The 23,629-nt window shown below is 38.1% G+C and carries 27 protein-coding genes and 1 pseudogene; 24 read left to right on the top strand and 4 right to left on the bottom strand.

What is annotated here, in order from left to right:
• The first annotated feature begins 18 nt into the window (after nt 1–18).
• The 4 genes from TY16_RS16540 to TY16_RS16520 all read left to right on the top strand — a co-directional run bounded on the left by TY16_RS16540 (nt 19) and on the right by TY16_RS16520 (nt 4,851).
• Nucleotides 19–1,920, top strand: a complete 1,902-nt coding sequence (locus tag TY16_RS16540) for a Xaa-Pro dipeptidyl-peptidase (RefSeq protein WP_043932934.1) — start codon at nt 19–21, stop codon at nt 1,918–1,920.
• Between the two features lie 539 nt (nt 1,921–2,459).
• Nucleotides 2,460–3,077, top strand: coding sequence for an NAD(P)H:quinone oxidoreductase (gene wrbA / locus TY16_RS16530; protein WP_043932932.1), 618 nt, complete (start codon nt 2,460–2,462; stop codon nt 3,075–3,077).
• Between the two features lie 501 nt (nt 3,078–3,578).
• Complete coding sequence (locus tag TY16_RS16525; RefSeq protein ID WP_081773018.1) at nt 3,579–4,052, top strand: NUDIX hydrolase; 474 nt, start codon at nt 3,579–3,581, stop codon at nt 4,050–4,052.
• Between the two features lie 238 nt (nt 4,053–4,290).
• Complete coding sequence (locus TY16_RS16520; RefSeq protein WP_043932931.1) at nt 4,291–4,851, top strand: sugar O-acetyltransferase; 561 nt, start codon at nt 4,291–4,293, stop codon at nt 4,849–4,851.
• Between the two features lie 71 nt (nt 4,852–4,922).
• On the opposite strand, the gene TY16_RS16515 is transcribed toward TY16_RS16520, so the two are convergent.
• The gene (locus TY16_RS16515; protein WP_197028412.1) at nt 4,923–5,378 is read right to left on the bottom strand and encodes a YrvL family regulatory protein; all 456 of its coding nucleotides are present in this window, start codon (nt 5,376–5,378) and stop codon (nt 4,923–4,925) included.
• Between the two features lie 296 nt (nt 5,379–5,674).
• Between TY16_RS16515 and TY16_RS16510 the strand changes: the two genes are divergently transcribed.
• From TY16_RS16510 to TY16_RS16480, 8 genes and pseudogenes are all read left to right on the top strand, one after another.
• Nucleotides 5,675–6,121: a hypothetical protein gene (locus TY16_RS16510; RefSeq protein WP_043932929.1), complete on the top strand. Its 447-nt coding sequence runs from the start codon at nt 5,675–5,677 to the stop codon at nt 6,119–6,121.
• A gap of 2 nt (nt 6,122–6,123) precedes the next feature.
• Entirely contained in the window at nt 6,124–6,348 is a 225-nt protein-coding gene (locus tag TY16_RS16505; protein WP_043932928.1) for a helix-turn-helix transcriptional regulator, read from the top strand.
• Nucleotides 6,326–7,102 carry a DUF4386 domain-containing protein gene (locus tag TY16_RS16500; protein ID WP_231505639.1) on the top strand — a complete coding sequence of 259 codons (777 nt, stop codon included), beginning with the start codon at nt 6,326–6,328 and terminating at the stop codon, nt 7,100–7,102. Before TY16_RS16505 ends, TY16_RS16500 begins: the two co-directional genes overlap by 23 nt.
• A 300-nt stretch (nt 7,103–7,402) precedes the next feature.
• Nucleotides 7,403–7,636 carry a hypothetical protein gene (locus TY16_RS16495; protein ID WP_043932927.1) on the top strand — a complete coding sequence of 78 codons (234 nt, stop codon included), beginning with the start codon at nt 7,403–7,405 and terminating at the stop codon, nt 7,634–7,636.
• A gap of 220 nt (nt 7,637–7,856) precedes the next feature.
• Nucleotides 7,857–8,342, top strand: coding sequence for a hypothetical protein (locus TY16_RS16490; RefSeq protein WP_043932926.1), 486 nt, complete (start codon nt 7,857–7,859; stop codon nt 8,340–8,342).
• A 173-nt stretch (nt 8,343–8,515) separates the two neighbouring features.
• Nucleotides 8,516–8,662: a hypothetical protein gene (locus TY16_RS26635; RefSeq protein WP_197028411.1), complete on the top strand. Its 147-nt coding sequence runs from the start codon at nt 8,516–8,518 to the stop codon at nt 8,660–8,662.
• A gap of 204 nt (nt 8,663–8,866) precedes the next feature.
• Nucleotides 8,867–9,332 (top strand): annotated as a pseudogene (locus tag TY16_RS16485) (PhzF family phenazine biosynthesis protein); the annotation flags it as partial.
• Between the two features lie 326 nt (nt 9,333–9,658).
• Entirely contained in the window at nt 9,659–10,114 is a 456-nt protein-coding gene (locus TY16_RS16480; protein WP_043932925.1) for an 8-oxo-dGTP diphosphatase, read from the top strand.
• A 154-nt stretch (nt 10,115–10,268) separates the two neighbouring features.
• Here TY16_RS16480 and TY16_RS16475 read toward each other — a convergent pair whose 3' ends face one another.
• Both TY16_RS16475 and TY16_RS16470 read right to left on the bottom strand, forming a co-directional pair.
• Nucleotides 10,269–10,889, bottom strand: a complete 621-nt coding sequence (locus TY16_RS16475) for an MEDS domain-containing protein (protein ID WP_081773016.1) — start codon at nt 10,887–10,889, stop codon at nt 10,269–10,271.
• 246 nt (nt 10,890–11,135) lie between these two features.
• On the bottom strand, nt 11,136–11,768 hold the full coding sequence (locus tag TY16_RS16470) for a LysE family translocator (protein ID WP_043932924.1): 633 nt from the start codon (nt 11,766–11,768) through the stop codon (nt 11,136–11,138).
• Nucleotides 11,769–12,231: 463 nt separating this feature from the next.
• Between TY16_RS16470 and TY16_RS16465 the strand changes: the two genes are divergently transcribed.
• The 4 genes from TY16_RS16465 (at nt 12,232) to TY16_RS16450 (ending at nt 14,947) form a co-directional block, all read left to right on the top strand.
• Nucleotides 12,232–12,690: a DUF3291 domain-containing protein gene (locus TY16_RS16465; RefSeq protein ID WP_043932923.1), complete on the top strand. Its 459-nt coding sequence runs from the start codon at nt 12,232–12,234 to the stop codon at nt 12,688–12,690.
• An 84-nt stretch (nt 12,691–12,774) separates the two neighbouring features.
• Nucleotides 12,775–13,533 (top strand): class I SAM-dependent methyltransferase, encoded by a 759-nt coding sequence (locus TY16_RS16460; protein ID WP_043934799.1) that lies wholly within the window; start codon nt 12,775–12,777, stop codon nt 13,531–13,533.
• An 11-nt stretch (nt 13,534–13,544) separates the two neighbouring features.
• Nucleotides 13,545–14,246 carry a class I SAM-dependent methyltransferase gene (locus TY16_RS16455; RefSeq protein ID WP_043932922.1) on the top strand — a complete coding sequence of 234 codons (702 nt, stop codon included), beginning with the start codon at nt 13,545–13,547 and terminating at the stop codon, nt 14,244–14,246.
• Nucleotides 14,247–14,497: 251 nt separating this feature from the next.
• Nucleotides 14,498–14,947 (top strand): GNAT family N-acetyltransferase, encoded by a 450-nt coding sequence (locus tag TY16_RS16450; RefSeq protein ID WP_043932921.1) that lies wholly within the window; start codon nt 14,498–14,500, stop codon nt 14,945–14,947.
• 178 nt (nt 14,948–15,125) lie between these two features.
• On the opposite strand, the gene TY16_RS16445 is transcribed toward TY16_RS16450, so the two are convergent.
• Nucleotides 15,126–15,977 carry an STAS domain-containing protein gene (locus TY16_RS16445; protein WP_043932920.1) on the bottom strand — a complete coding sequence of 284 codons (852 nt, stop codon included), beginning with the start codon at nt 15,975–15,977 and terminating at the stop codon, nt 15,126–15,128.
• A gap of 444 nt (nt 15,978–16,421) precedes the next feature.
• Between TY16_RS16445 and TY16_RS16440 the strand changes: the two genes are divergently transcribed.
• The 8 genes from TY16_RS16440 to TY16_RS16410 all read left to right on the top strand — a co-directional run bounded on the left by TY16_RS16440 (nt 16,422) and on the right by TY16_RS16410 (nt 23,595).
• Entirely contained in the window at nt 16,422–17,186 is a 765-nt protein-coding gene (locus TY16_RS16440) for an STAS domain-containing protein (protein ID WP_043932919.1), read from the top strand.
• Between the two features lie 583 nt (nt 17,187–17,769).
• Nucleotides 17,770–18,435, top strand: a complete 666-nt coding sequence (locus tag TY16_RS16435; RefSeq protein ID WP_043932918.1) for a hypothetical protein — start codon at nt 17,770–17,772, stop codon at nt 18,433–18,435.
• Between the two features lie 52 nt (nt 18,436–18,487).
• The gene (locus TY16_RS16430) at nt 18,488–19,858 is read left to right on the top strand and encodes an MFS transporter (protein WP_043932917.1); all 1,371 of its coding nucleotides are present in this window, start codon (nt 18,488–18,490) and stop codon (nt 19,856–19,858) included.
• Nucleotides 19,859–20,214: 356 nt separating this feature from the next.
• The gene (locus TY16_RS16425; RefSeq protein ID WP_231505638.1) at nt 20,215–21,393 is read left to right on the top strand and encodes a thermonuclease family protein; all 1,179 of its coding nucleotides are present in this window, start codon (nt 20,215–20,217) and stop codon (nt 21,391–21,393) included.
• A gap of 400 nt (nt 21,394–21,793) precedes the next feature.
• Nucleotides 21,794–21,949 (top strand): hypothetical protein, encoded by a 156-nt coding sequence (locus TY16_RS26335; RefSeq protein ID WP_155922271.1) that lies wholly within the window; start codon nt 21,794–21,796, stop codon nt 21,947–21,949.
• Complete coding sequence (locus TY16_RS16420; RefSeq protein WP_052342764.1) at nt 21,939–22,187, top strand: hypothetical protein; 249 nt, start codon at nt 21,939–21,941, stop codon at nt 22,185–22,187. The genes TY16_RS26335 and TY16_RS16420 overlap by 11 nt, the downstream gene beginning before the upstream one ends.
• A gap of 116 nt (nt 22,188–22,303) precedes the next feature.
• Nucleotides 22,304–22,699 (top strand): cupredoxin domain-containing protein, encoded by a 396-nt coding sequence (locus tag TY16_RS16415; RefSeq protein WP_043932916.1) that lies wholly within the window; start codon nt 22,304–22,306, stop codon nt 22,697–22,699.
• Nucleotides 22,700–22,953: 254 nt separating this feature from the next.
• Nucleotides 22,954–23,595: a TetR/AcrR family transcriptional regulator gene (locus TY16_RS16410; RefSeq protein WP_043932915.1), complete on the top strand. Its 642-nt coding sequence runs from the start codon at nt 22,954–22,956 to the stop codon at nt 23,593–23,595.
• The last annotated feature ends 34 nt before the right edge of the window (nt 23,596–23,629 follow it).

Genomic DNA, 23,629 nt, shown 5'->3' with positions numbered 1-23,629 from the left:
AAACAAGGAGGAAAAATCGTGAGGAAAAAGGTCTTATCCGCCGGTTTGTGCTCTGTTCTTTCGCTATCACTATTGGCAAGCGCAAATCCGTGGATGGTAAATGCCGAAAGTAAGAAGAATCAGGCGGTCCAAACCTATGTCAATGGTAAGGGTATGGAGTGGAAGGGAATCCCGCTGAATGGGTTAATTCCGGAAACAGCCTCAGACGCTACAAAAATTGAACTGGAAAATGGCATGACGAAACCGATTTACTCCACCGATGATGCAATCACAGAAAAATTATTTGTTGAAACAGAAATAGATAGTGATCGAGACGGTAACCGCGATCGGGTTTCCATCACAATCTACCGTCCAAAAACGGATCCGGGGGTTAAGGTACCTGTCATTTATGAAATGAGTCCGTATCGCTCCGGTATTCTAAATGTGCCTGTGTATAACGTAGATGTCGACTTAATACCGATCTCACACCCCGGCAATGGCTACGGACGCGGGGGTAAGCCGTATGCAAATCCACAAGGACAGGCTGCCAATCTTGGTTCTTTAGGAAATTACTATGTTCCCCGCGGGTACGGTGTCATTCTTGCTGAAAGTATCGGGACAGGGAAATCCGAGGGCTGTCCAACAACTGGCGATGAGCGGGAAATTCTTGGAACGAAGGCTGTCATTGATTGGCTGAACGGCCGTTCGAATGCCTTCACCGAGGATGGAAAAGAGGTCAAGGCCGATTGGTCGACTGGGAATGTCGGGATGACGGGTACTTCCTACAATGGAACATTGCCGAATGCCGTAGCAGCAACCGGTGTCGATGGTTTGAAGACGATTATTCCAGTGGCAGCCATCAGCAGTTGGTATGATTATTATCGTGCTAACGGAGCCGTTATCGCCCCAGGCGGTTATCAAGGTGAAGATGCTGACAACCTCGCGGAAGCAGTATTAACGCGAAAAAATCCAGAGGTTTGTATAGAAGTTATTGCCGAGCTTAAACGTGATCAAGACCGCGAAACAGGAGATTACAGCGAGTTCTGGGAGCATCGCGATTATGTCAAGGATGCGGATAAAGTCAAGGCGAGTGTTCTCGTTGTTCACGGATTGAATGACTGGAACGTCAAGACAAAGCAATTTGCCCAGTGGTGGAAAGCATTAGGAGAAAATAATGTACCGCGCAGATTGTGGCTGCATCAGGGCGGACATTCAAGCCCGTCCGGGAATAACTGGCCGCAATTACGGAACAAGTGGTTTGACTATTATCTTTATGGAATTGAAAACGGAGTGATGAATGAACCAGCCGTAGATATTCAGCGCGAAGACAAAACCTGGAAGAAAGAAGCCAGCTGGCCGGCACCTGGTTCTGTTTCCACAAAACTTCATTTAACTAGTTCGGAAAATGATTTGGGGGCTATGGTTTTAAATCCGGTTCCAAATCAGCCGCACAATAAGCAAACGTTAATTGATGACCCGATGACGAACGCAAAGGATTTAATAGCTAACCCTGACCTTAATTCTCCGAACCGCTTAGCCTATGTAACACAGGAATTGACCGGTGAAGTACGCATCAGCGGAACACCTAAAGTCAGTGTCCGTGCCAGCATTGACCGCCCGGCTGCGAACTTAACAGCATTGCTCGTCGATTATAGTAGTGGGGCTCCTGTTATCGTTTCACGCGGCTGGGTTGATCCGCAAAATCTTCATTCGGCGGATCGCTCAGAATCACTTGTCCCAGGAAGAGATTATTCGTTTGAGTGGGCAATGGAGCCGAAGGATTATATTTTTAAAGCCGGGCACAAAATCGGCATTGTGCTAATCGCCAGCGATCACGACTACACCCTTCGTCCTAAAGCAGGAACTAAAATCACGGTAACCCCAACACGCAGCGAAATAACCCTGCCTATTGTCGGCGGAAAAAATGCGTTTCTTCCATAACTTAAAAAAGGAAACTATTTTAATAGATTGATATCAAGAGTCCTTTCCAATTATCGGAAAGGGCTCTTTTTATACAGAAATGAATAACTAACGTTGCTAAAGCAGAACGATAAAATGGTGGTTTAGTTGGTAATGAGAAGGTTTGCAGATAGAAGTTTCGGTTTAATAATTGCACCAGCTGTATTCTCTGTAATTACAACCTGCTCAACCCTACTTCATCAGGATCATTCAGGACCGAAGGTAAAAGGCAAAGTATTGGTAATTGTAATTAACGATAAATACGCACCCCTCGGCTTCAGGGATAAAAGGACAATCTAATTGTGGTCAATATCTAAAACAGGCTAAAAAATGTGGGCGAAAAGGAAAATTCCCGTCAATCCACTTGAGCAAAAGAGTCTTTTGTATAAAGGAAAGAGGTTAAAGCCATAATAATCCTGTTTAAGGGTATTGAAGGAAAGGTATCAATATATTGGTGGTGAATCCTTGTGGGTTTCTTTTCCAGATTATTTGGAAGGTCAACGAAAAAGGAGATGAAGCAAATGGCAAACGTAAATCTGGCAGTTGTATTTTACAGTATGGGTGGAACGAATCTGCAGCTGGCAAAATGGGCTGAAGAGGGTGCACGTGAAGCCGGTGCAGAAGTAAGGGTACTGAAAGTCGAGGAGCTGGCTCCTGAATCCGTTGTTCAAGGAAATGAAGTATGGAAAAACACAACAGAAGCAATGAAGGATATTCCAGTCGTTTCATCTGATGACCTGGAGTGGGCTGATGCAATTATCTTCAGTACTCCAACGAGATTTGGAAACGTTGCATCCCAAATGAAGCAGTTCCTGGATACTCAGGGCGGCCTGTGGGCATCCGGCAAAACAGTCAATAAAGTCGTCAGTGCAATGACCTCAGCGCAGAATCCGCACGGTGGGCAGGAAGCAACAATTTTGGCACTATACACATCCATGATGCACTGGGGCGCTATCATCGTACCACCGGGCTATACTGATCCAGTATTGTTTGGAGCTGGCGGCAACCCATACGGAACCAGCGTTACTGTAGGTGAAGATGGCAAAATGAAGGACATGCCACAAGCAGAAGCAGCAGTAAAACATCAGGCAAAACGTACAGTATCAGTAGCAGAAATGATTAAAAAAAGTAACCAATAAAAAATTGCGAATCGGGGAAGGTTTCCCGGTTCGTTTTTTTTATTTGAACTTATACGGCTAAAGAAGGAACTGCTTAATGAAATTTTAGTTGTAACATTGTCTTAAGAAAAGGATCGTTGAGCGGAGATATGAGATTCTTCAACCCAGCATGTTTACTCGACGAAACTAATTTTGTGAGGGTGAGATTTGTCTAGAAAAGTGTATTTACTCGACGAAACTGAGGAAGTGGGATTGAGTTTCGTCTAGAAAAGTATGTTTACTCGACGAAACTGAGGTTAGAGGCATGAGTTTCGTCGAGTAAAATGTGTATGATGGAAGAACCAAAAGCTGAAGTGACAAATTCTAATAGGAAATCACAATTGGTATTTATGATAATCGGAATGCTGTTCTTTTCCAAAAATATAACTAAGAATGTACTTTGAAACCTATCATGCTATTCTCTAAAGAGGGTATTCATCCACTGGGTGCTATATGCAATGGAAAAGGGTATGGAGGAAGAAGATGAGAAAAGGACAAATTCGGGCTATATCAATCTGTGTTTTTAGAATAGACGATACAATCTTGGTCTGTGAAGGTTTTGACCAAATAAAGCAAGATTATTATTATCGTCCCATTGGCGGAGGAATCGAATATGGAGAAACAAGCTCAGCGGCATTGGAAAGAGAAGTGCTGGAAGAAATCGGCGCGAACATCATTAACATAAAACACTTAGGGACAATTGAAAATATTTTTACCTATAACGGTGACCTGGGGCATGAAATAGTTTTTGTGTATGACGCTGAATTTGTTGATAAATCATTCTATGAAAAATCAACTTTCATAGGGATGGAGGATAATGGCGAGAGTATTAAACTATCCTGGAAGCCGCTTAATTCATTTGCGGACAATAAACTGAGCGAACTTAAAAATCGACATCCTTTTCCGACCAGATTATTTATATACCAGGTTATGAGCAGTTTCGAAAGCTTGATGTAAAAGGATACCTCAAGGCCAGTTTTTACTGCCGGTTATAGTTGAGAAAATTAGCAGCAAGATTATTTAGTTGGTTTACAAAGCCTTGGACTTGAACTTATGATCAATAGGATAAATACATAGAGTAGGTTTGCAGAATTTGTATAGTAGCTGTTAGAAAAAAATGATCCATTCACTGAGAAACACAAAGAGGGTTTATCAGTTTGGATATTCTTCAAATCCATTGAAAGTAGGTCATACTATGAAAACCGAAAAAGAAAAAATGCTGGCCGGAGAAATGTATAATCCCGCTGACCCGGTATTGGTAAAGGATCGCGAAGAAGCGAGGCGCAAGGTCAGGGTCTATAATCAAACCTTGGAAACTGAAGGTGAACTGAGAACCCAGTTACTGAAGGAACTACTCGGTTCCACTGGTGAAAACATTTATATTGAGCCAAATATCCGCTTTGACTATGGATACAACACATACGTTGGCGAAAACTTTTATGCAAACTTTGACTGTACGATTTTAGATGTTTGTGAAGTGCGGTTTGGAGATAACTGCATGCTCGCACCAGGAGTACAAATCTATACTGCAACACACCCAATCCACCCAGCCGAACGCAATTCAGGTATAGAATATGCAAAACCAATTACGTTTGGAAACAATGTCTGGATTGGCGGAAGTGCAATAATTAACCCAGGAGTAACGATAGGAGACAATGTTGTGATTGCCTCAGGTGCCGTCGTGACCAAAGATGTACAAGATAATGTAGTAGTAGGCGGGAACCCGGCAAGAATCATTAAGGAGATTGAACTGTAAAGCTTAACAATAAATGACCATAAAAATGGTAAGCGGCTGTAGCCTGTTCATGGGGCCAAGCCGCTTTGTCATTACTGTCTTTCCGCCTGCGATCCCCGTTTCTCATCCTTATCCAGGACTGTTTCAATGGTCGCGATAATACAAGCAACAGCAAGCAAAGTCGGCTGGCTGATATAAATAGAATCCATAAAAAAGTCCGCCAACGATAAAATCGACCAATTAACCAACCCGTTTATTAAAAACCCTGTCGCAACGTTATTTGCAGAAAGAAACGACAGCAAGACCTCAAAAACCTTAACAACAAGTTCTCCCGGAATTCCTAAAAGGAAAAACAGCACAACAAATAAAAACAAAGAAAACAAAGAATCATATTGAACTCCCAACAAGTTGAAAATCCCCAAAAGCCCAAAATAGTAAACTCCGAAAGCAAAACCAACAGCACCGATAATGAGTACTGCAACTGCAATGATAATAATTACCTTTGTACCAAACGACTCTTCCTTAAACGATTTATCGTCCTCTCCCAAACCCTTCACCCCAATAACCAACCAAATATTCCTTTCATTTTACCATAGCTTTTTTCACAAAAACCTTCTTTTTGGAAAAAGCCGGCCTCCGCCGGCACCTACGACAAAAGCTTCCATCTCATTAACTTCGCCCAGCTTTTATCACCAAAGAATACCAACAAGAATGGCTATTGGAGCTAACTTCATAAAATAGGCTTAATTTTCTGTAAATTATTATTGACTTTATGTATAGTTTACTTTACATTAAGTATATAAAACTTTACTCTTGTAAAACAAAGCATACAGGAGGTGCAAATTTGACGTATCAAGAAAAGAAAAGCATTGTTTCTTTGTTCAGCACAATCCTCATTTTTATTGGTTATTGCATGTACATGTACCCGAGGCATCCAGGAGGAGGCCTCGAATCCGCAGCAACCTTTCATTACTGGGGTTCCTTCGTCCTCATCCTGACTTTATTCTCCGTAGTCGCACATATTATAATCAGCATTATTTTTAACATCTACTATCGGATAACGACGAGAGAAAAGGAACCAAGTTTCGAGGATGAGCTCGATGAATTAATCGGATTGAAAGCATTCCGTAATTCATTCTTTCTGTTTGTTAGCGGCTTCCTTTTCGCAATGGGCTCGCTGGTCTTTTATCAGCCGTCCCAGGCGATGTTCATGATCCTGATCCTGGCAGGATTCATCTCGGATCTGGCTGGCTCAATCACAAAACTTTATCACTATCGGAAAGGAGTATAGCCGTGAGTAAGAATCTTGTCGGCAACCATATTCGCAAACTACGCTTCAACCATGATGAAATGACACAGCAGCAGCTCGCTGACAAGGTGGGTGTAACAAGACAAACAATCGTAGCATTAGAGAAGGGAAATTACTCCCCATCATTGGAACTGGCCTTCCGCATCGCCCTCGCCTTTAACTTGCCGTTAGAAGAAGTATTCTTTTATGGGAACGATCCAAGAGAGTAAGCTTGAATTTATGAAAGTAGGGGATGGAATGAATTCAAACAGAAAAGCGGCAAAACGTGTAGGGGTATTGTTTATTCTCGCTGCGGTCACGGCAGTTATCGGGCTGAAATTGTACGATCCAATCCTAATAGGTCCCGATTATCTGGTGAATGGTGCTAAACATGCCAACAGGATTGTACTTGGGGCAGTTATGGAACTCATGCTTGTCGTTTCAGCGATCGGGACTGCAACAATCATGTTCCCGATATTAAGAAAATACAACGAAACAATCGCACTGTGGCATGTTTGCTTCCGGTTTCTCGAAGCAATTGTGATCACAGTTGGCGTAATTAGTGTTCTTTCCCTTCTAACCTTAAGCCGTGAATTTGCAGCGGCAGGAGCCCCGGATATCGTGTCCTACCAAAGTTCAGGAATTTTGTTAAAAGCAATTCACGACTGGACCTTCATGCTTGGTCCTCTCTTCATGCTAGGAATAAACACCATCATGTACAGCTATATATTTTATAAAACCAGGCTCGTTCCGAGGCCGCTATCCATCCTTGGTATGACAGGTGCAATCTCTGTATTTCTATGTTCCTTACTGGTCATGTTCGGCGTCATTGAGCAAATTTCTGTTTGGGGCGGCATTTTGGCACTGCCAGTAGCAGCAAATGAAATGATTCTCGCGGTATGGCTAATCTCCAAGGGGTTTAATGAACATGCGCTTGCTTCCATCTCAGTTAACAAACAAAACGGTGGAGTAACACCAACTTAAAAGATATGACATCCATGTGATATGAACAAATGGGCACCTGTTAAATACTAATGGCTATTTTCGAGTACAAAAACTAAATCAGAACATCAATTAGCAGTCGATTCGTATATGAATTAGGCTGCTTTTTTGGTTCATATATAGTTTTTAATAAAAGTTGTATAACTGTGCAGGTAAGTTTACCAAGAATATAATAATTATATTTAAAGCATCGTCTAATAATAAAAGAACCTTTGGTAAAACCATCCGCTTAAAATAATGGGGGGGGGTAATGAAGAAACTTTATTATTAGGAACGATTCTTTTGCTTATTGGACTGGTGAGTGCATATGAAGTTTTTGGAGAGAAATTAATCAAAGACGATGAATACAATAAAATAACACTTTATAAGGATTGGGGTAAAGAGGGGCCAGTTGTAATTACTAATAAAAATGTTATAAACCAAATCATAGATAGAATTAATTCATCCCCTAAAGAGAAACTCTCCGATATTTCGTTTGAACAAGGGCCAGATGGAAGAATGATCTTTGAAGTTTAGAGCAAAGTTTATGAGGTGAGAGTTTTTAGTCACTCAGGAAATGTGGTTACAAATAAACACTTAATTAATACAGCCTTTAAACTTAATGAGATAGTTGAATAACACTTTTGTAACTAAAAGGAGTGTTGATTCAGAGGAATAACGGCCTTATTGTTAAATCTTTATGAAACGGGGCAGTTGAGGAAGAATTTTGTATATTAAGCTTTAGGGGGAAAAGCTTTTGAAAAAAAGTTTTACTGTGCTATCAATTATTTTAACTGGCACACTCGTTGCGTTTCTTGGTTTCATTTACCTTAGTAATCCAATTGTTATAAACGGAAGTTCAACTTATGAAGATACGAACGAAAACATAGAGATTGTATTTCATTTAGATAACGAAGGAATTAATAAGGTGCTAATAAAAGAAGTACGAATTAATAACCAAGTTGGCAAGGTGGACTTAGGGATTAGTTATGACACTTCAGATATTGTACAAAGTGGAACCGATAACGAGTCGATAAAATTTGTTGATTTAGGGGAAGAATTTGTTAATCCCAGACTCTCAAGTGATCAGGTAATAGATGCCCTCAATAAAAAAGAAAACACTCCTATTCAATACGGCATTAGAATTAAGAACTTTAAGGAACCAATTGAATTCATTACGATAAAGTACAAATATTTCGGGTTACCTGTTTCCAAAGAGATTAATGTTATAAATGAACTTTAAATCATCTTAATAACTAATGGTGCTTTAATCCAAGAAGGATTAAAGCACCTTTTTGCGCTAAAGGGGGAGTAGCGTTTAAGAAGGCCATTAAAGATATTCAATATTTTGATTTTTCCAAGGGAATCGATGGTAAAATTAAGCTAACAAGTTTTAGCCGTTTGGAGGTTTAATTAATGGAGAAGTTTGTTGATGACTTGGCGGGAGCTATATATGATGTCTTTAAGTTTATCATAAGGTCAATTAGTTATTTACTGGCGGGGATGATTATTGTTGCTGCTCCCATGTATCTGATTGTTTGGATAGTAAGGTTGTTTCAGTAATTTTATTCAATTTACGTGTGCGTAATCCAGTAAGGATTACGCACCTTTTTGTTGAATTTCTTATTGAACAAACGGGAGTTTTGTTGAATAACTCTTAATTAAAAGTTTAAATTGATTACAGAACATGTGAAAAATTTGAGGGAATTAAATTGGATATATGGACTAATAAAGGATTTTCGATTTCTACAAATAAAGAGTATTTAGATTTTAGATATAAATAAGGTTTCTGCTGTTTTAAATGCAAATAAAGATTACATAGATGATAGATTTCCTATCCAGGAGGTTTCAACAGGACTTCCCGTGATTGTTGTCCCTTTAAAATCTTTAGAAGCAATTAAAAAAGTTAGAATAAATAAAGAAAATTACTTTGAATTAATCGAGCATACTGATGCAAAAGCAATTATGGTCTTCTCCCCTGAAACATATAGTGTAGAAAATCATTTAAACGTCCGTGACTTTGCAGATTATTTTGGTATTCCAGAAGATGCAGCTACTGGAAGTTCTAATGGATGTTTAGCTTCTTACTTAATATCGGTATTTTGATAAAAGTGAAATAAATATTCGTGTAGAACAAGGTTATGAAATTAAAAGACGATCTTTATTGTGTAAATTCACTTCCCGAATTGCTTGTAAATTCGAATGCGAAACACTATGCGAAAAGCACTGTTAATTCGACTTTGCACTTCCAACCAGAAGCCATTATAGAAAAGTCCGGAGAGTTTATTACTCCGAGCCGATTTCTAAGTTCGCTAACGCTTTAGGTCCTTATAATTTTTTAAAAGAAAATTCTTTTAACCGATTTAACCTTCCATAAACAAATGGTTTTGAATTTAAGTACGATACATCTAAATTTAGATGAGGAAAAGAGTTGAATTGGCAGTCAAGATTGGTAACGAAATTGGATATATATGTTAAAATTTGTTGCAAGTTTTTAAATAGAAGAGGCGATGGGGTAAAGTAGATTTTTCCGAAAACATTAGGGGGAGGATTTAAGTAATGGCAAAGGTCACACTAACAAACATGTGTATGATTTACGATAAAGAGAAAAATAAAGTTCTAGTTCAAGATAGAATTAAATCTTGGCAAGGCATTTCATTTCCTGGCGGACATGTGGAGGATGGAGAAAGCTTAATAGATTCAACAATTAGAGAAGTAAAAGAGGAAACAGGATTAACAGTTTCTAATCTAGAACCATGCGGAGTTATTTATTGGTTCAATAATGAAACAGGAGAGAAATTCTTCGTATTTAATTATAGAACGAACAATTTTAGCGGGAATCTGCTAGATAATACAGACGAAGGCAGGATATCCTGGGTAGATAAAGATGAGTTATTGAAACTAAATCTTGCAGAAGGCATGAGAGATAGATTGCCAATGTTCTTTGATAAAAAGTATTCGGAAGGATTTGGAGTTTGGAATGAGCATACTGAAGGTCAACTGAAATGGCAATAAATAAAAGCAATAATGATGTTCAAACAAGGAAGGCATGTTTTTTGTCCCTTTTTAAACAACGTGTGGTAAAAAAGGGTTTCAATGTATCAATCGCATAATTGGATTTTTATTATTCACAAATGAAATAAAGGAGGAAACCATTAGGTATCCTCCTTTAATGCCACTTCTTAGCAAGTGTTTTATAATATTTTTCTCTAAAAGCTCTTCTATCTAGCAGCTGCTGCATTCTTTCTTCATTATTTTCCAGATCCTTTAAAAGAAAGTTATGCCGATTTATAAGGTTTTCTTTAAGTTCATTATTGACCCTATTGGCGTCGTAGGCACAAACGGAAAGAAGTTTTTTATCACTAACAATCACATCCGCTTCTTTTTCAGAGATTGATAATTTTTTATGCACGTCACGCTCATCTCCCCATTCAACGTGAGCCCAAGTTCGCACGACAACCTCATCTGAATAACCTTCAATTAATTTTGGCAGATGGTCGAAGATTGAATTACATTGGAAATCTCCCTTTGCATAATAAAAATCAAAGTTGTTGATAATGATTACTTTATTTAATTGGCTTTTGCTCAAAATCGCTGCAAGACTTTTTTTCAATAGCAGATTGATCCGATCATTTTCGATAATTATGGAATATTGATTCTGTTCTAGACCACACATAACAAAGTCCTCTATATGTCTTATATAATCCTCTATGTCCTCGAAAATATATAAGATATGTCCCTCGGTAAGGTTTTTAAGGTGATTTGTTATTTTAAAATGTGTTTTTTCCAACACAGCACCCCATTCTACTCAGCATATTTCTTCATCCTAAACCAGTAACTCCCTAAGTTACTTTGTGAAGAAGTGGTACAACAGGGCATCATACTCTATTCATCTACTGCTGATTCAAGCATAACATTGATTTATAAGAATTATATGAAAAATTTGTCAGAAAACGTATGGTATTTTAAAAAGATTTCTTTATGCAGAAAAAAATAAGACCCTTCGATTAATGATAATCCAGGGTCAAATAATAAGCTAATTTTGCGTTTTTTCAAAAGCTAGTTTCAAACCAAACCCTATCAGGATTGTACCTGTGATTCCTTCAATAATAGCCTGGGTTTTAGGTTTTTTCATAAAGGCACTAATCTGGTGAATTAAGTAAATATAAAGGAAAAACCAAACGGCAGTCAATAGAGTATAAGTGATTCCCATTATAAGAAACGGTAATAAGGTATTGCTTCCAGAGTCAACAAACTGAGGCAGAAAGGTTAAGAAAAACACAGCAACTTTGGGATTTAGGATATTTGTAAGGAATCCTTGTTTAAAACAAGATGTATTTGCCAACCGGCTTTTTGTGTTCAATTCACTGTCTGATATTTCTTTCTTTGCCTTCAACGACAACAATGTCTTAACACCTAAATAAACTAAGTAAACAGCACCCACGTATTTGAAGATAGAAAACAATAAAGCTGATTTCACAATAATGGCTGAAAGACCTAATACAGCAGCTGATGTATGGATAAGAAGGGCGCAGCACGTACCTAAGGCTGTTTTAAAACCTCCAACTTTCCCTGCTGCTACAGTGTTCTTTGTGGCAATGGCAGTATCGGGTCCCGGTAAAATAATTAGAAAAATGCACATTAGGACAAACAGATAGAAGTTTTCCATTATATTTTCACCTCTCTATTTAATGGGATAATTTTATATTTTATTATATATAATTGGTCTTATAAATTGAACTACGTAAATTGTCGGTACGTTTTTTGACCTTTACCTATTTGCGATGTAATAGACAGATTATGGAGTCCATAACCGACTAAACTGCTTCCGTTATTGTAAAGCTGAAATACTTGTCTTTCTGTAGTGAAACGATAATACTTACTCCCCGTTAATGAATGTGAGGTTAATAGAATACTTTGAAGGAAAAGAAACATTAGGAGGAGAATATATATAAATCCCTATGAGCTCTGAAAGCAGAAAGCCATTGGATTGTAATCGGCTTTTTTTAACTATCCAATAATATAACCAATAAACTCAACGCGCTTGCCGATTTTGTACATGCCAACTAGAAGTCTTAAGTCTCATCTTAGTGGAATATATCTAGGTATAGACTTTAACTGGAGGACTGTTCATGGCTTTAATTTCAATTTTTACTTATGGCAAGCTGAATCACCCCTATGATCATCCTGCATCTCGCGATTTTTATGAAATGGGATATAAAGTAATGCGTCAGGCATATGTTTCAGGATATCTTATTGAGGAATTTTCATCCGATGGAGTATCTTTCCCTGAAGAAACTAAAGGTTACCCTGTATTGACACTGACAGTATGGGAAAACCTTGATGCCTTATATCGCTTTACATATTCAGGTAAACACAGTCAAGCGCTGCGAAATAGGAGCAGATGGGTGGAGCCATATCAAGAGAAGCATTTTCCATACGTAGTGTGGTGGATAGAAAATGTTAAGGAAGTATCGTGGGATGAGGCTTTCAAGAGATACAACTATTATCTTCAGCATGGATCCACTCCTTTTGCATTTGACTTTAAGCAGGCATTTGATGAAAAAGGAGAGGCGTATAAGCTTAAATAGGAGATTTGTCTCTTGTTAAATGAGATTTCGCTAACACTTGGGGTGTGGGTGCAAACAGACTTAACTTATAATGGGGGAAATATTTTGTTCACCGATATTATTAAACAAAACCAAAAAAGCTGGGATAAAGTAGCCCATCATTTTAATGGCGTGGATGCATTGCCTAGTTACGGGCCATTTGCACAAACCGAAGATGAGTTAGGACTGCTTGGTGAAATAACTAATAAAACTGTCCTGGATGTTGGCTGTGGAAGCGGGCATTCTTTGAGATATATGGCAGATAAAGGGGCAAAAGAATTATGGGGAATTGATTTGTCCGAGGCTCAAATTAAAGCCGCAAAAGAGACTCTTCAGAATCTAAAAGCCAATTTATTCTGTTCACCAATGGAGGTTGATAGTGGAATACCCAAGCAGTATTTCGATGTGGTTTATTCAATATATGCAATTGGTTGGACGACAAATCTTGCAGCCACGTTTGAACTAATCCATTCATACTTAAAGCCTGGTGGTTCCTTTGTATTCAGTTGGGATCATCCGCTTTACGCACATTTGAAAAGTGAGAAAGGTCAAATCTACCTTAACGGCTCATATCAGAATGAGGGGGTAACAAAGTATCCGAATTTCAAGGGTGAAGAAGCTCCAGTTGTTATTCCTAAAAGAAAGATGGCAACGTATATAAATGAGTTAATAAAAGCAGGGTTTAAAATTGAAGCTGTTATTGAAAGTGAAGTCTCATCTCAATTTGATGAAGTAAGCGAGGCGATATCTGATCGCTACTATTCCTTATACAAGGCCAGGAAGTTTCCGACAACTATTATTATTAAGGCAAACAAATCTTCTTAGGGGGAAGTTAGTTGGATAAAGAAATAGTAAACTACGATGATTTGCTAGTAATGTTAGATGATTTTTTAAGAGAGCCAAAGGAATTCTGGGAGAGTTTTTACATTGATAAAACTAAAGACATCCCTTTCTTTAAGGTCAAAGGACCAGATGAAAATTTAGTAGAGTACTTTAATAACGGCCTTGCTCCGAATCGAGTATTGGAAGTGGGATGTGGACCAGGGAGAAATGCAGTTTATATGGCTAAAAAAGGCTGCAAGGTAGATGCGTTGGATATTGCCGACAATGCAATTCAATGGGCAAAAGAAAGGGCAAGTGAAGAGGGAGTACAAATAGATTTCCATTGTCAATCTCTCTTTGATTTTGAATTTGAGCCACATACATATGATTTTATATACGATTGCGGGTTGTTTCACCATTTAGCCCCTCATCGACGATTAACATATATCGAAGTGATAAAGAAAGCATTGAAGAAGAATGGACATTTCGGCATTGTTTGCTTCAATTCAAAGGGTGCTTTAGATACATCGGATTGGGAAGTCTATAAAGAAGGCAGTTTAAAAAGGGGAATAGGGTATTCCGAAGAGCGATTGAAAAGAGTATTTGCAAATTATTTTACGATCCTTGAATTTAGGGAAATGAAAAAAATCCCGCAACCAAATTCTGTTTTCGGAGAAGATTTTTTATGGGTAAGTTTAATGAAGGCGAATAAGTAAGAAGGTTATTTATATAACGAGAGCGTTAATCCAAGTTTAACGCCTTTTTATTTTTTAAGGAAGTGATTTAAGAATCTTACTATCAAGCAGGTCAGTAAAGAAGAGGCCCCATTGTCGAACGACTCGATACATTAATTTATTTGTAATAATCAGCATTTCAAAGGGAAATAAGGAAAGTTAAGAATTTGTTTAGCTTGTTGGATTTCCTGATTTAACTAACCGTGCAGAATTACGCAGTTAGAGGAGACAGAATGGAAAAATACAAAGTTAAGCGTATAAATAATCTGATGAACGTTGATTTTGATCATTTAGCGACTCAAAGCAAAGAAGAAGGTTTTCGTTTTATAGAGAGATTAATAAATGATTATAAAGATGGCAGTAATACTTTCAATCGTTTTGGAGAAGGTTTATTTGGTGTGTTTAATGAAGAGGGAGTCCTTGTTGCGATTGGCGGATTAAATAAAGACCCATTTTCAAATGACCAATATATTGGCAGGTTAAGAAGGTTTTATGTCAATAAAGGGTATAGGAGAAGCGGTATAGGAAACCTTTTAGTAAATAGGATAATTGTAGAAGCAAAAAGATATTATAAAGTTTTGGTTCTTCATACAGATACCGAACAGGCTGATAAGTTTTATACTTCGATTGGATTTTCAAAGGGGAGTTTTTATCCAAACTCAAGTCACTTTATAGATCTTTAAAGTTAAGCTAACAGGCTTACCGGAAGCACCTAAGTTCATTCAAATTCATAAGCAAAAGTAAATGCCTCAATAAAAGAGACCAACAAATGCAGTTAAATTTGATGGTCTCTTTAAGTTCAACAAAAGATTTAAAAAGCTTTTACGGAGCGGAAATTAAGGGAACCCATTTTTCCCCGAGTTACTGCCTCATCAATTGTATTTCTGTAAATGCTTGATGGAGGTTGGATTTGATTGTTAATCGGCGAAGATCTAATCCAAGGCTTACAATCGTTTGGGCAACCTCTGGCCGTATTCCGGTAAAGATGGTTTTCACGCCAATTAGTGATAAAGCACTTATTACTTTTAGCAATTGATTGGCAACCATCGTGTCAATAACCAGGACCCCTGACACATCCAATATTAAATGGCTCAAATTTAATTTGCTAGACTGTTCTAGTGTTTTTTCCATTAACATCGCTGCTCTTTCGGTATCGATGTTGCCTATCAAAGGAAGAACACCTACACCTGGTATAAGCGGTACAATTGGAACTGATAACTCCATAAAGGCATTCTTGGCGTTGTTTAAGGATTGTTGGTAAAAATCGACGAAGGTTAGGCTAAAGTAATATACAGCTTGGTCAAGTAGTGGGTCTATTATTGAAATGATTTTAAAAATATAATTTGCGGACAAGTTCAACTCTACACTTAGCTCTTCTATAACCTTCCAAATAACTTTTCTATAATAATTTGTGTCTTTCAATGCCTCATCTAAAGGTACCCCTAGATTAAAAACGAAACCACCCGAAGATTCTCCCCATTTTTTTACACGATCAATAGATAATTGTTCATCATTGTAATCAATGAGGGCTTTTCCAAAAATCTCAATAAAGTCAGCCCTTATATCCATAATTTGCTGTTCAATCTTTTGAAATTCCCTTTTTTGTTCTGGGGTAAGGTCCAATCCTGAGAATCTTGTATCATGAACTTCTTTGGCGATGTCATACTTTTTATTAATAATGGTTTCTCCCAAAATTGTTAATTGCTTCTTCATCTTTTCCCCCTAAAAGTAAAAATTCGGTCCTGTTTGATTATAAAAATATTACCATAGGAAGAATAGGTTTTACGAGTATGAAGGATTTAATAATAAGTCAAAGCCTTTTGGTGGGTATTAAAAAGTAATCTTTGAATCATAAGCCTATTCGCTTTAGAGGAAATGTCAGTACCACTTGTGTTAAACTAGCAATTATTCAAATTATTATTGGAGACCCCCTTACAAAAAGAAGTGATTCCTCAATTTTTACAGGGACTCGCCCAGAACAATATAAACAACAATCAAAATGCGAAATCTTTGAATTACAAACTCATGTAACTTCAAAGAATGCCCTTTTTCATTTAAGTGTAAAATATGGACTAACCCAATAAGGTTAAAGTCTATACGGGTACAAAGGTTGGCTCGTGTAAATAGCATAAATGATTACAAAAAGGCGGGAAAATCTTGAATAGCAAATTACCTATTAATATAACTGGTACAGACGCTCTAAATAGCATTGGTGAAAATATTATTATAGCTGATACGGAGTATACAATTATTTGGCTAAACTTAAAGGCGAGGCAAACTCTTGCATTGCTTGCTCCTTTGTATGGAATTGCTAATGTGGATGACTTTATTGGATTAAACATGGATTATTTTCACAAGAAACCGCCACACCAGCGGAATGTAATGGCTGGCTTGAACGATGGACATAGAGCCAGGATTAATATTAAAGGTAAATTTATAGCTGATATTGTGGTCACTCCAATTAGAAACATGACAGACGACGGTGGAATCGTTGAGGGGTATATGGTCATGCTTATGGATGTGACGACGCAAGCAGAAGAACAAAATAAAATGGAGAAAAGAATCAGGGAGTTATCCGCACCGATCCTAAATATTTGGGACAATACAATCGCCATAACCTTAGTTGGTGAATATGATCTGGATAGGGGAGAAACGATTATATCCAGTGTGTTGGAGGAATGTGCCTCTAAAGGAATAGAATATGTTATGGTTAGCCTCAGAGGCGTAAACCATTTTGATGACAGCGTGAGGCAAACGATACAAAAATTACATGATTGTTTAAGGCTGCTCGGGGTTGAATGTATAGTTGTTGGGATTAAACCTAAATTAGCAGTGAGTATCCAGGAGTTAAATAATATTTCTACATTTAGTGATGCTCATACTGGGTTGAAACATATTATGAAACTTCAAGAGACGAAATGAAAAAAGTTTTTCATTGATCAGTCCAGTGAAATTGGTTTTATGTCGAGGGTCTAGAAAGATAAGCGCACTTGTTAGTGATTCTTTTTGTTTAAACCGATTAGGACAGTATTCTGAAGATGAGTATGTGAGTACATGCAGGTAAGCACAGGAGGCGTTGTTCCAGAAGGATAACGGCCTTTTTTGTTGAATTTCTAACAAACAGGAGTTTAAGAAGGCATAAAATTAGAAGGCAGAAGACTGAGTGAATATCCAAACGAAATTAGAGCCATTTTTATCATGCTATCGGCAGGTTGGAATCCGGTCATAAGGAGGACTATTATCTGGGGGACCCTATTGAATTCTTTCTAAAATGGATAGCTTACATTAGTTTGGCATTTCTTGTTTTTACAGTTCTTTGGGAGATATTCGCTTTTGTTTGGATAGTCGTCTTGCAAAAAAGAGACTATGACCGTTATCTCTTCTGGATAAAGCCAAAACCAAAAAGAAGATCCAAGAAAAAGAAAAGGGCACGGGTACGTTAATCAAGGAAATACGAAGCCCTTTTTTGTCGGAAAAGTTCTTTTTAGCAGATAGGGGAAGTGTAATGGAAGAACAACCGTTATTGAAAAGAAGTGTAAAACACAGTGCTGGGGAGAAAACAAGTTGGTTGCGAGATCTGTTAGCTTGGCTAAGTATCGGAGCATTGGTAATATTGATTGAAAATCAGTTCTCTAAAACAGCCCTAATGTTAGGAATAGTATTAATCCTTATTTTCTCAGCAAAACAAAAGAACCCTGTATTCCTTCTCCTAATGATTCCTTTGTTTTTTATACTAAATATTGGAGAGGTAGGGAATGTCGTTTTTCCTAGCTTTATACCAGCTTTCGCAAAAGGAATTATTTTTTATATCATGGCGTTTGTAATATTCGTTATATCCCTTATGTATGATCACATTAAACACTCTCCTGGAACTAAAAAGATTAAGAAAGATGACAGTTTTCAAGATGTTGCCCTGGCCGTTATTGATTTATATACAGATATAGTAAACAATGATAAACCTTTGTCTTTGCCGGATAGTAAGTTTATTTCGAGCTTTTATAGAAAGCAATGGGGAGCGAAAGAGGACCAATTTAAAGAGAGAATCTATTCACTTGGATTATTATATAATGAACTTATCGAAGACAATCCGGAATTACTTATATCTCGGCACCAACAAATGAAGTTTAATAATCAGGCGGAATTATTAAAAAAAGAGTTGGAATGCCTTTGAAAAACTTAACAATTGATAAAATTGAATTCACCAAGAGGAGAATGTGTGTTTCATGTCAGTAACAAAGAATCTTTCTCTCGCTAAAAATCGCAATTTTTTAATCGTCGCTATTGCTTTAGGTGTAATCTTAAACCCATTAAATACGACGATGATAACAGTTGCGTTGCCAGAGATTAAAAATGAATTTATGCTCTCATCAAAAGATATTACATGGTTAATTGCTTCCTACTTTATTATAAGTGCTATTTTCCTGCCTCTTATAGGTAAACTAAGTGACGTTTTTGGAAGGAAAAATATCTTCCTGCTTGGACTTTTATTGGTAGGTATTTCTTCATTTACAGCTCCGTTATCGCCGAATATGCCGTTTCTGTTAGCAATGAGAGCGATACAAGCAATCGGTACATCGGCTCTGTATCCTGCTGGAATTGGAATTGTGCGGTCTTATATTGAAAAAAATCAAAATAGAGTAATCGCTACACTTTCGGTTTTTGCAACCACCACGGCAGCGTTTGGACCGACAATCAGCGGTCTGTTAATTCAGCAGGGCGGCTGGCATGTGATTTTTTATATAAACTTTCCCATTATCATTATTTCAGCTATTCTAGCTGTCCTTTTTATCCCAAAAGATGAAAAAAGAACAGCTGGAACATTCCGATTGGATGGGATTGGGATTCTTTTATTCAGTTTTTTAATCACTTTATGGATGTATTTCTTCCAAACATTGGACAGCGGCTTAAACCTATGGGTATTAATTGGTTCAATAGCGTTAACTTTATTATTTTACTTCTTTGAAAAAAAGAAAGCTGAACCTTTTATCGATGTAGTTTTCTTAAAGAAAAATCTCAACGTTACATTTGTGTATGTTCAGTATATTTTATCTACCTTGATATTTTTTGCAATGCTGCTATCTATGCCGATCTATTTGCAGTCAGTATTATTGCTCGACTCCAAACAAACAGGCATCATGATGCTCTCCATTTCAATATTTGGGATAATCATCACACCTATAGCAACACGTTTTATTGAAAAGGCAGGATGGAGAATTCCCCTGCTTACTGGGGGGATTATCGGTATAGCGGGGGTTATCCTCTTATTGACAGTCAATCAAGACTCCCCGCTTTACTGGATATTTTTCGTGTTGTCGATGATTGGAGTGAGTAATGGTATTTTGAATATAGGTTTACAAACGTTACTCTACTCGTTTGTTTCTGTAGCGGAAACTGGAACGGTGTCAGGTCTGTTCATGACCTCGAGATTTCTGGGTAATATCCTCGCTTCCAGCTTATTTGGCGTGATGTTTGCAACTGGAGTTAACGATACTAACCAAAATTGGATGACCATCATATTAATCGTTGTATCAGTTATTTTATTGCCAGGAATTCTGTATGTCACAAAAGGCAAACCCGCAGCCAATACGCCATAGTTTATAAAAAACTTGGTTTTTACATCAAGTAGCTTGGAATAGTATGTAGGGCAGACCTAAAACTAACGACTTCGTATATTAGTCAATAAGTAAGCGATCAGAGTCGGTTCTCTGATCGTTTTTTATTGTGGGAAGAAATTTCCTTAGTTTTTTGAGTCCAGCCTGAAATAATGAAACAGTCCAATTCAAATCGACTTTATCCGCATCTAAAATTTAGTCACTATCCTTTACGACACAATTTTGGCTTGAATACAATCCATCTCCTTCCACACTATTGACGCAGGAGGATTTTTCCTTTTAACATGTTTGTAATAATTGTTATAATTGTAAAAGGGAAATTTAAGGAGGAGAACGGATTGAAAACGTTTAAGACCATCATCATGATAGTGGTCCTGCTGTTCTTGTTGCTAATGGCCATCGCGGTTCCGATGGCTTTCATCGGAGTACTTATTTATGCGATGGGTGCATGGGCCAGCATCCAGAAGGGGAAAAACAAGGCCTTTTTTAAACGGCCATGGCTTTTAATAACGGCTGGCGTAATTACCACGTTCATTATGATAGGAAGCTTTGCGGAACCAGTTTCTGAGGAAGCATCCGCAAAACCGAAAGTAGAAGAAAAGAAAGCAGATAGAGAAGAAGAAAAGCTTGCTGCAGCCGAGGCGAAGAAAGAAGTAGAGGAAAAAGCGAAAGCGGAAGAAGAAGCAAAGGCGCAAGCAGAAGCGAAAGCTAAAGAAAAACAGGAAGCGGAGGCAAAAGCAAAAGCCGCAGCGGAAGCAAAAGCAAAAGCTGAGGCTGAAGCGAAAGCCAATGCGGAGGCCAAAGCGAAGGCAGAGAAAAAGGCAAGCGAAGCAGCTATTGCCGCCATGGCTCTTGAAAAAGTCACCATCGGCCGAGTAGTCGACGGAGATACAGTCGAACTTACCGACGGAAGAAAAATTCGTCTTGTTGGTGTCAACACACCAGAATCAACAAACAGGAATGAAACATACGGAAAAGAAGCAAGCAACTACACGAAGTCAAAGCTAAATGGCAAAACCGTCTACATTCAAAAAGATGTGAGCGACACAGACCGCTATGGACGCTCCTTACGGTTGATTTGGCTTTCAGTGCCTTCGAATGACATGAGTGAAAAAGAAATCCGCTCAAAAATGTTCAACGCAGATTTAGTATTGAATGGATATGCTGAGCCATCAACGTATCCACCCGATGTAAAATACAGTGATTATTTTGTAAAGTTTGCACGTGAAGCACGCCAGTCTGGGAAAGGCCTATGGGCATATGGAGCGGAAGGAACGACAAAAGGTGATCTTGATTCAACTAAATCGTCTTCGAGCAAACCAGCTGCCTCCAAGCAACCAGCGCCTGCTAAACAACCTGCACCTGCCAAGCAGCCAGCAACATCGTCTGGTGGACAGGAAAATTTCAAAAACTGTACAGAACTCCGCAAAGTTTATCCAAATGGAGTCCCGTCCAGCCATTCAGCCTACCAGGCAAAAATGGATCGCGACAAAGACAACTATGCGTGTGAGCGCTGAGAATACTAACCTAAAAAGGCTATCTATCCAGTACATGGATAATAGCCTTTTCTATGTGGTGTTACGGGGCATCTAACCCTGATTGTGGTAAAAAGGAGGATTAATTTAATCATTATTGATTATATTCTCTACAGGAAATTGTTTTTACCGCTGGAAACAGGCCGTGTACATACGGGTTTTACCAAATTTGACACGTTTGGGGTGTCCAATTGTTCTTTTAATAGAACAATCTTCTGGTTTATCGGTCTAATAAATAATTTATCGGTCCAGGAAAATTTTTATCGGTCAAACCACAGCCCTTCCCGCCACAACACGATTAAAAACCTCGCAAGCAAGCAGAGGTGCCTCAAAAATTAACGCCCATGCGGGATTTTCATTGTTTGCGTCGTGCTAGGAGACCATGAAGTCACCGGATGCTGTTACGTTGCGCTTTGCATCAAAGCCGCCTGTGTCTCTAGCCAGTATGTTGACCGACTTAGTGATGAGTGTACTTAAAAAAGAGTTCCTCAACGGAATAGAATACTTTAACAATGAGGTGGATGAGGATGAGAAGTAAGAAAGGTATAATCACTACACTTTTGATATTGGCAGCTATAATGATGGGTACTAAAGACTACCACCTGGCAAAAGCAGATAAACCACCCGCTTTTTCCATCCTTAAAGAAATTTATAAAGATGGGGGAACAAGAGTCTATACAGGCTTAGGCTATAAGGTAATAGATTTTAATCAACTTGACGGCCGGAAAGATGTTGTGTTTATCCCTTTTTATATTGATAGTTGGGAAGTAAAATAACCTCTACATGTTGAGTTGGGAAGGTAGCTCCTAAATTAAATTTTAGCGAATAAGAAAAATAATAATAATTTCTTATAAATTAGAAAAAAATACTCTTAGGAAAGGAGGGAGTGCGTATGTCATTGATAAAAAGGTTAACTGGATTGATTGTTTTATTTGCTATGATAGCAGCTGTGACAACTACAGGCCCAATCAATGCTGGTGCAATGGCGGAGTCCGGCGTCGTCACACAGCCTATCGAGCAAGTGAATGCGATTGAAGTCGAGTTAAATGATGATTATTTTAATCCAAAAGTTATTACGATTCCGAATGGAAAAACGACAACGATTAAATTAAAAAACACTGGTAAGAAAGAGCACACCTTTACAGTGGAAAAGCTCGGAGTTGACGCCGAAGTCCAGCCGGGAAATGAAAAAACGATTACTGTGACGCCTAAGATGCCAGGTACATATGAATTGATATGTCGGTACCACTATCAAATGGGAATGGTTGGTCAAGTAATAGTTAAATAATATGGTCTACTAAAGGGCTGCGGTGGCAGTTCTTTCTTATTTGAATTATTGCAGGTAAATGATAAGGCGCGTTGATCCAAGATGGATTAACGGACCTTTTTGCTAAATTTAGTCCATTTATATAAATAGGTATCGGAATCCTTATAATGCCACCATTTGAAAGTCTTTACAAAATTTACACAAAAGCAATTGAATATTAAAAGTATTATGTTAGTATATTACCGACAGACTGTCGGTCGATTAAGGGGGTAACGATGAGAAAAGAAGCAGAAGAACGTAGAAACGAAATTCTTAATGCGGCTGATGAGCTATTTGCTCAAAAGGGCTTTGATGGAACGAGTACGAACGATATTCTTGAAAAAGTCGGTATTGCACGGGGAACACTTTATTATCACTTCAAGTCGAAGGAAGATATTATGGACGCACTAATTGACCGATATAGTGACCATCTTTTAGGTGCAGCACTGGAAATTGCAACAGAGAAGAGTATTCCTGTATTCGAAAGGATTATCCGGGTTGTTTTATCCATGAATTTAAGTGAAGGAAGCGGCCAGGAAATTATGGAACACATTCACAAGCCACAAAACGCGCTAATGCATCAGAAAATACAAAAAGTCATCATCAATGGCATTACGCCAATACTAACTGGAATCATCCAAGAGGGGATTGAACAGGAGCTGTTTAGCACGCCATACCCGTATGAATGTATGGAAATGATTGTTACATACGCAAATACCATTTTTGATGATGATATGGTAGAGATGACCGATGAAGAGCGCACATCACGGGTACAAGCATTTATCTTCAACGGAGAAAGGCTGCTCGGTGCAAAAAGCGGAAGCCTGAAGAATGTTATTCAAATGTTTGGCAGCGAAGAAAAAGTAAATAATGAATGATTCGGAAAAAAATCCAAGAGATTTCTTCTGTTTT

It is taken from the genome of Bacillus sp. EB01 (assembly GCF_000613125.1).
Lineage (GTDB): Bacteria > Bacillota > Bacilli > Bacillales > Cytobacillaceae > Bacillus_D.
This window is presented reverse-complemented; position numbering and strand designations above follow the sequence as displayed.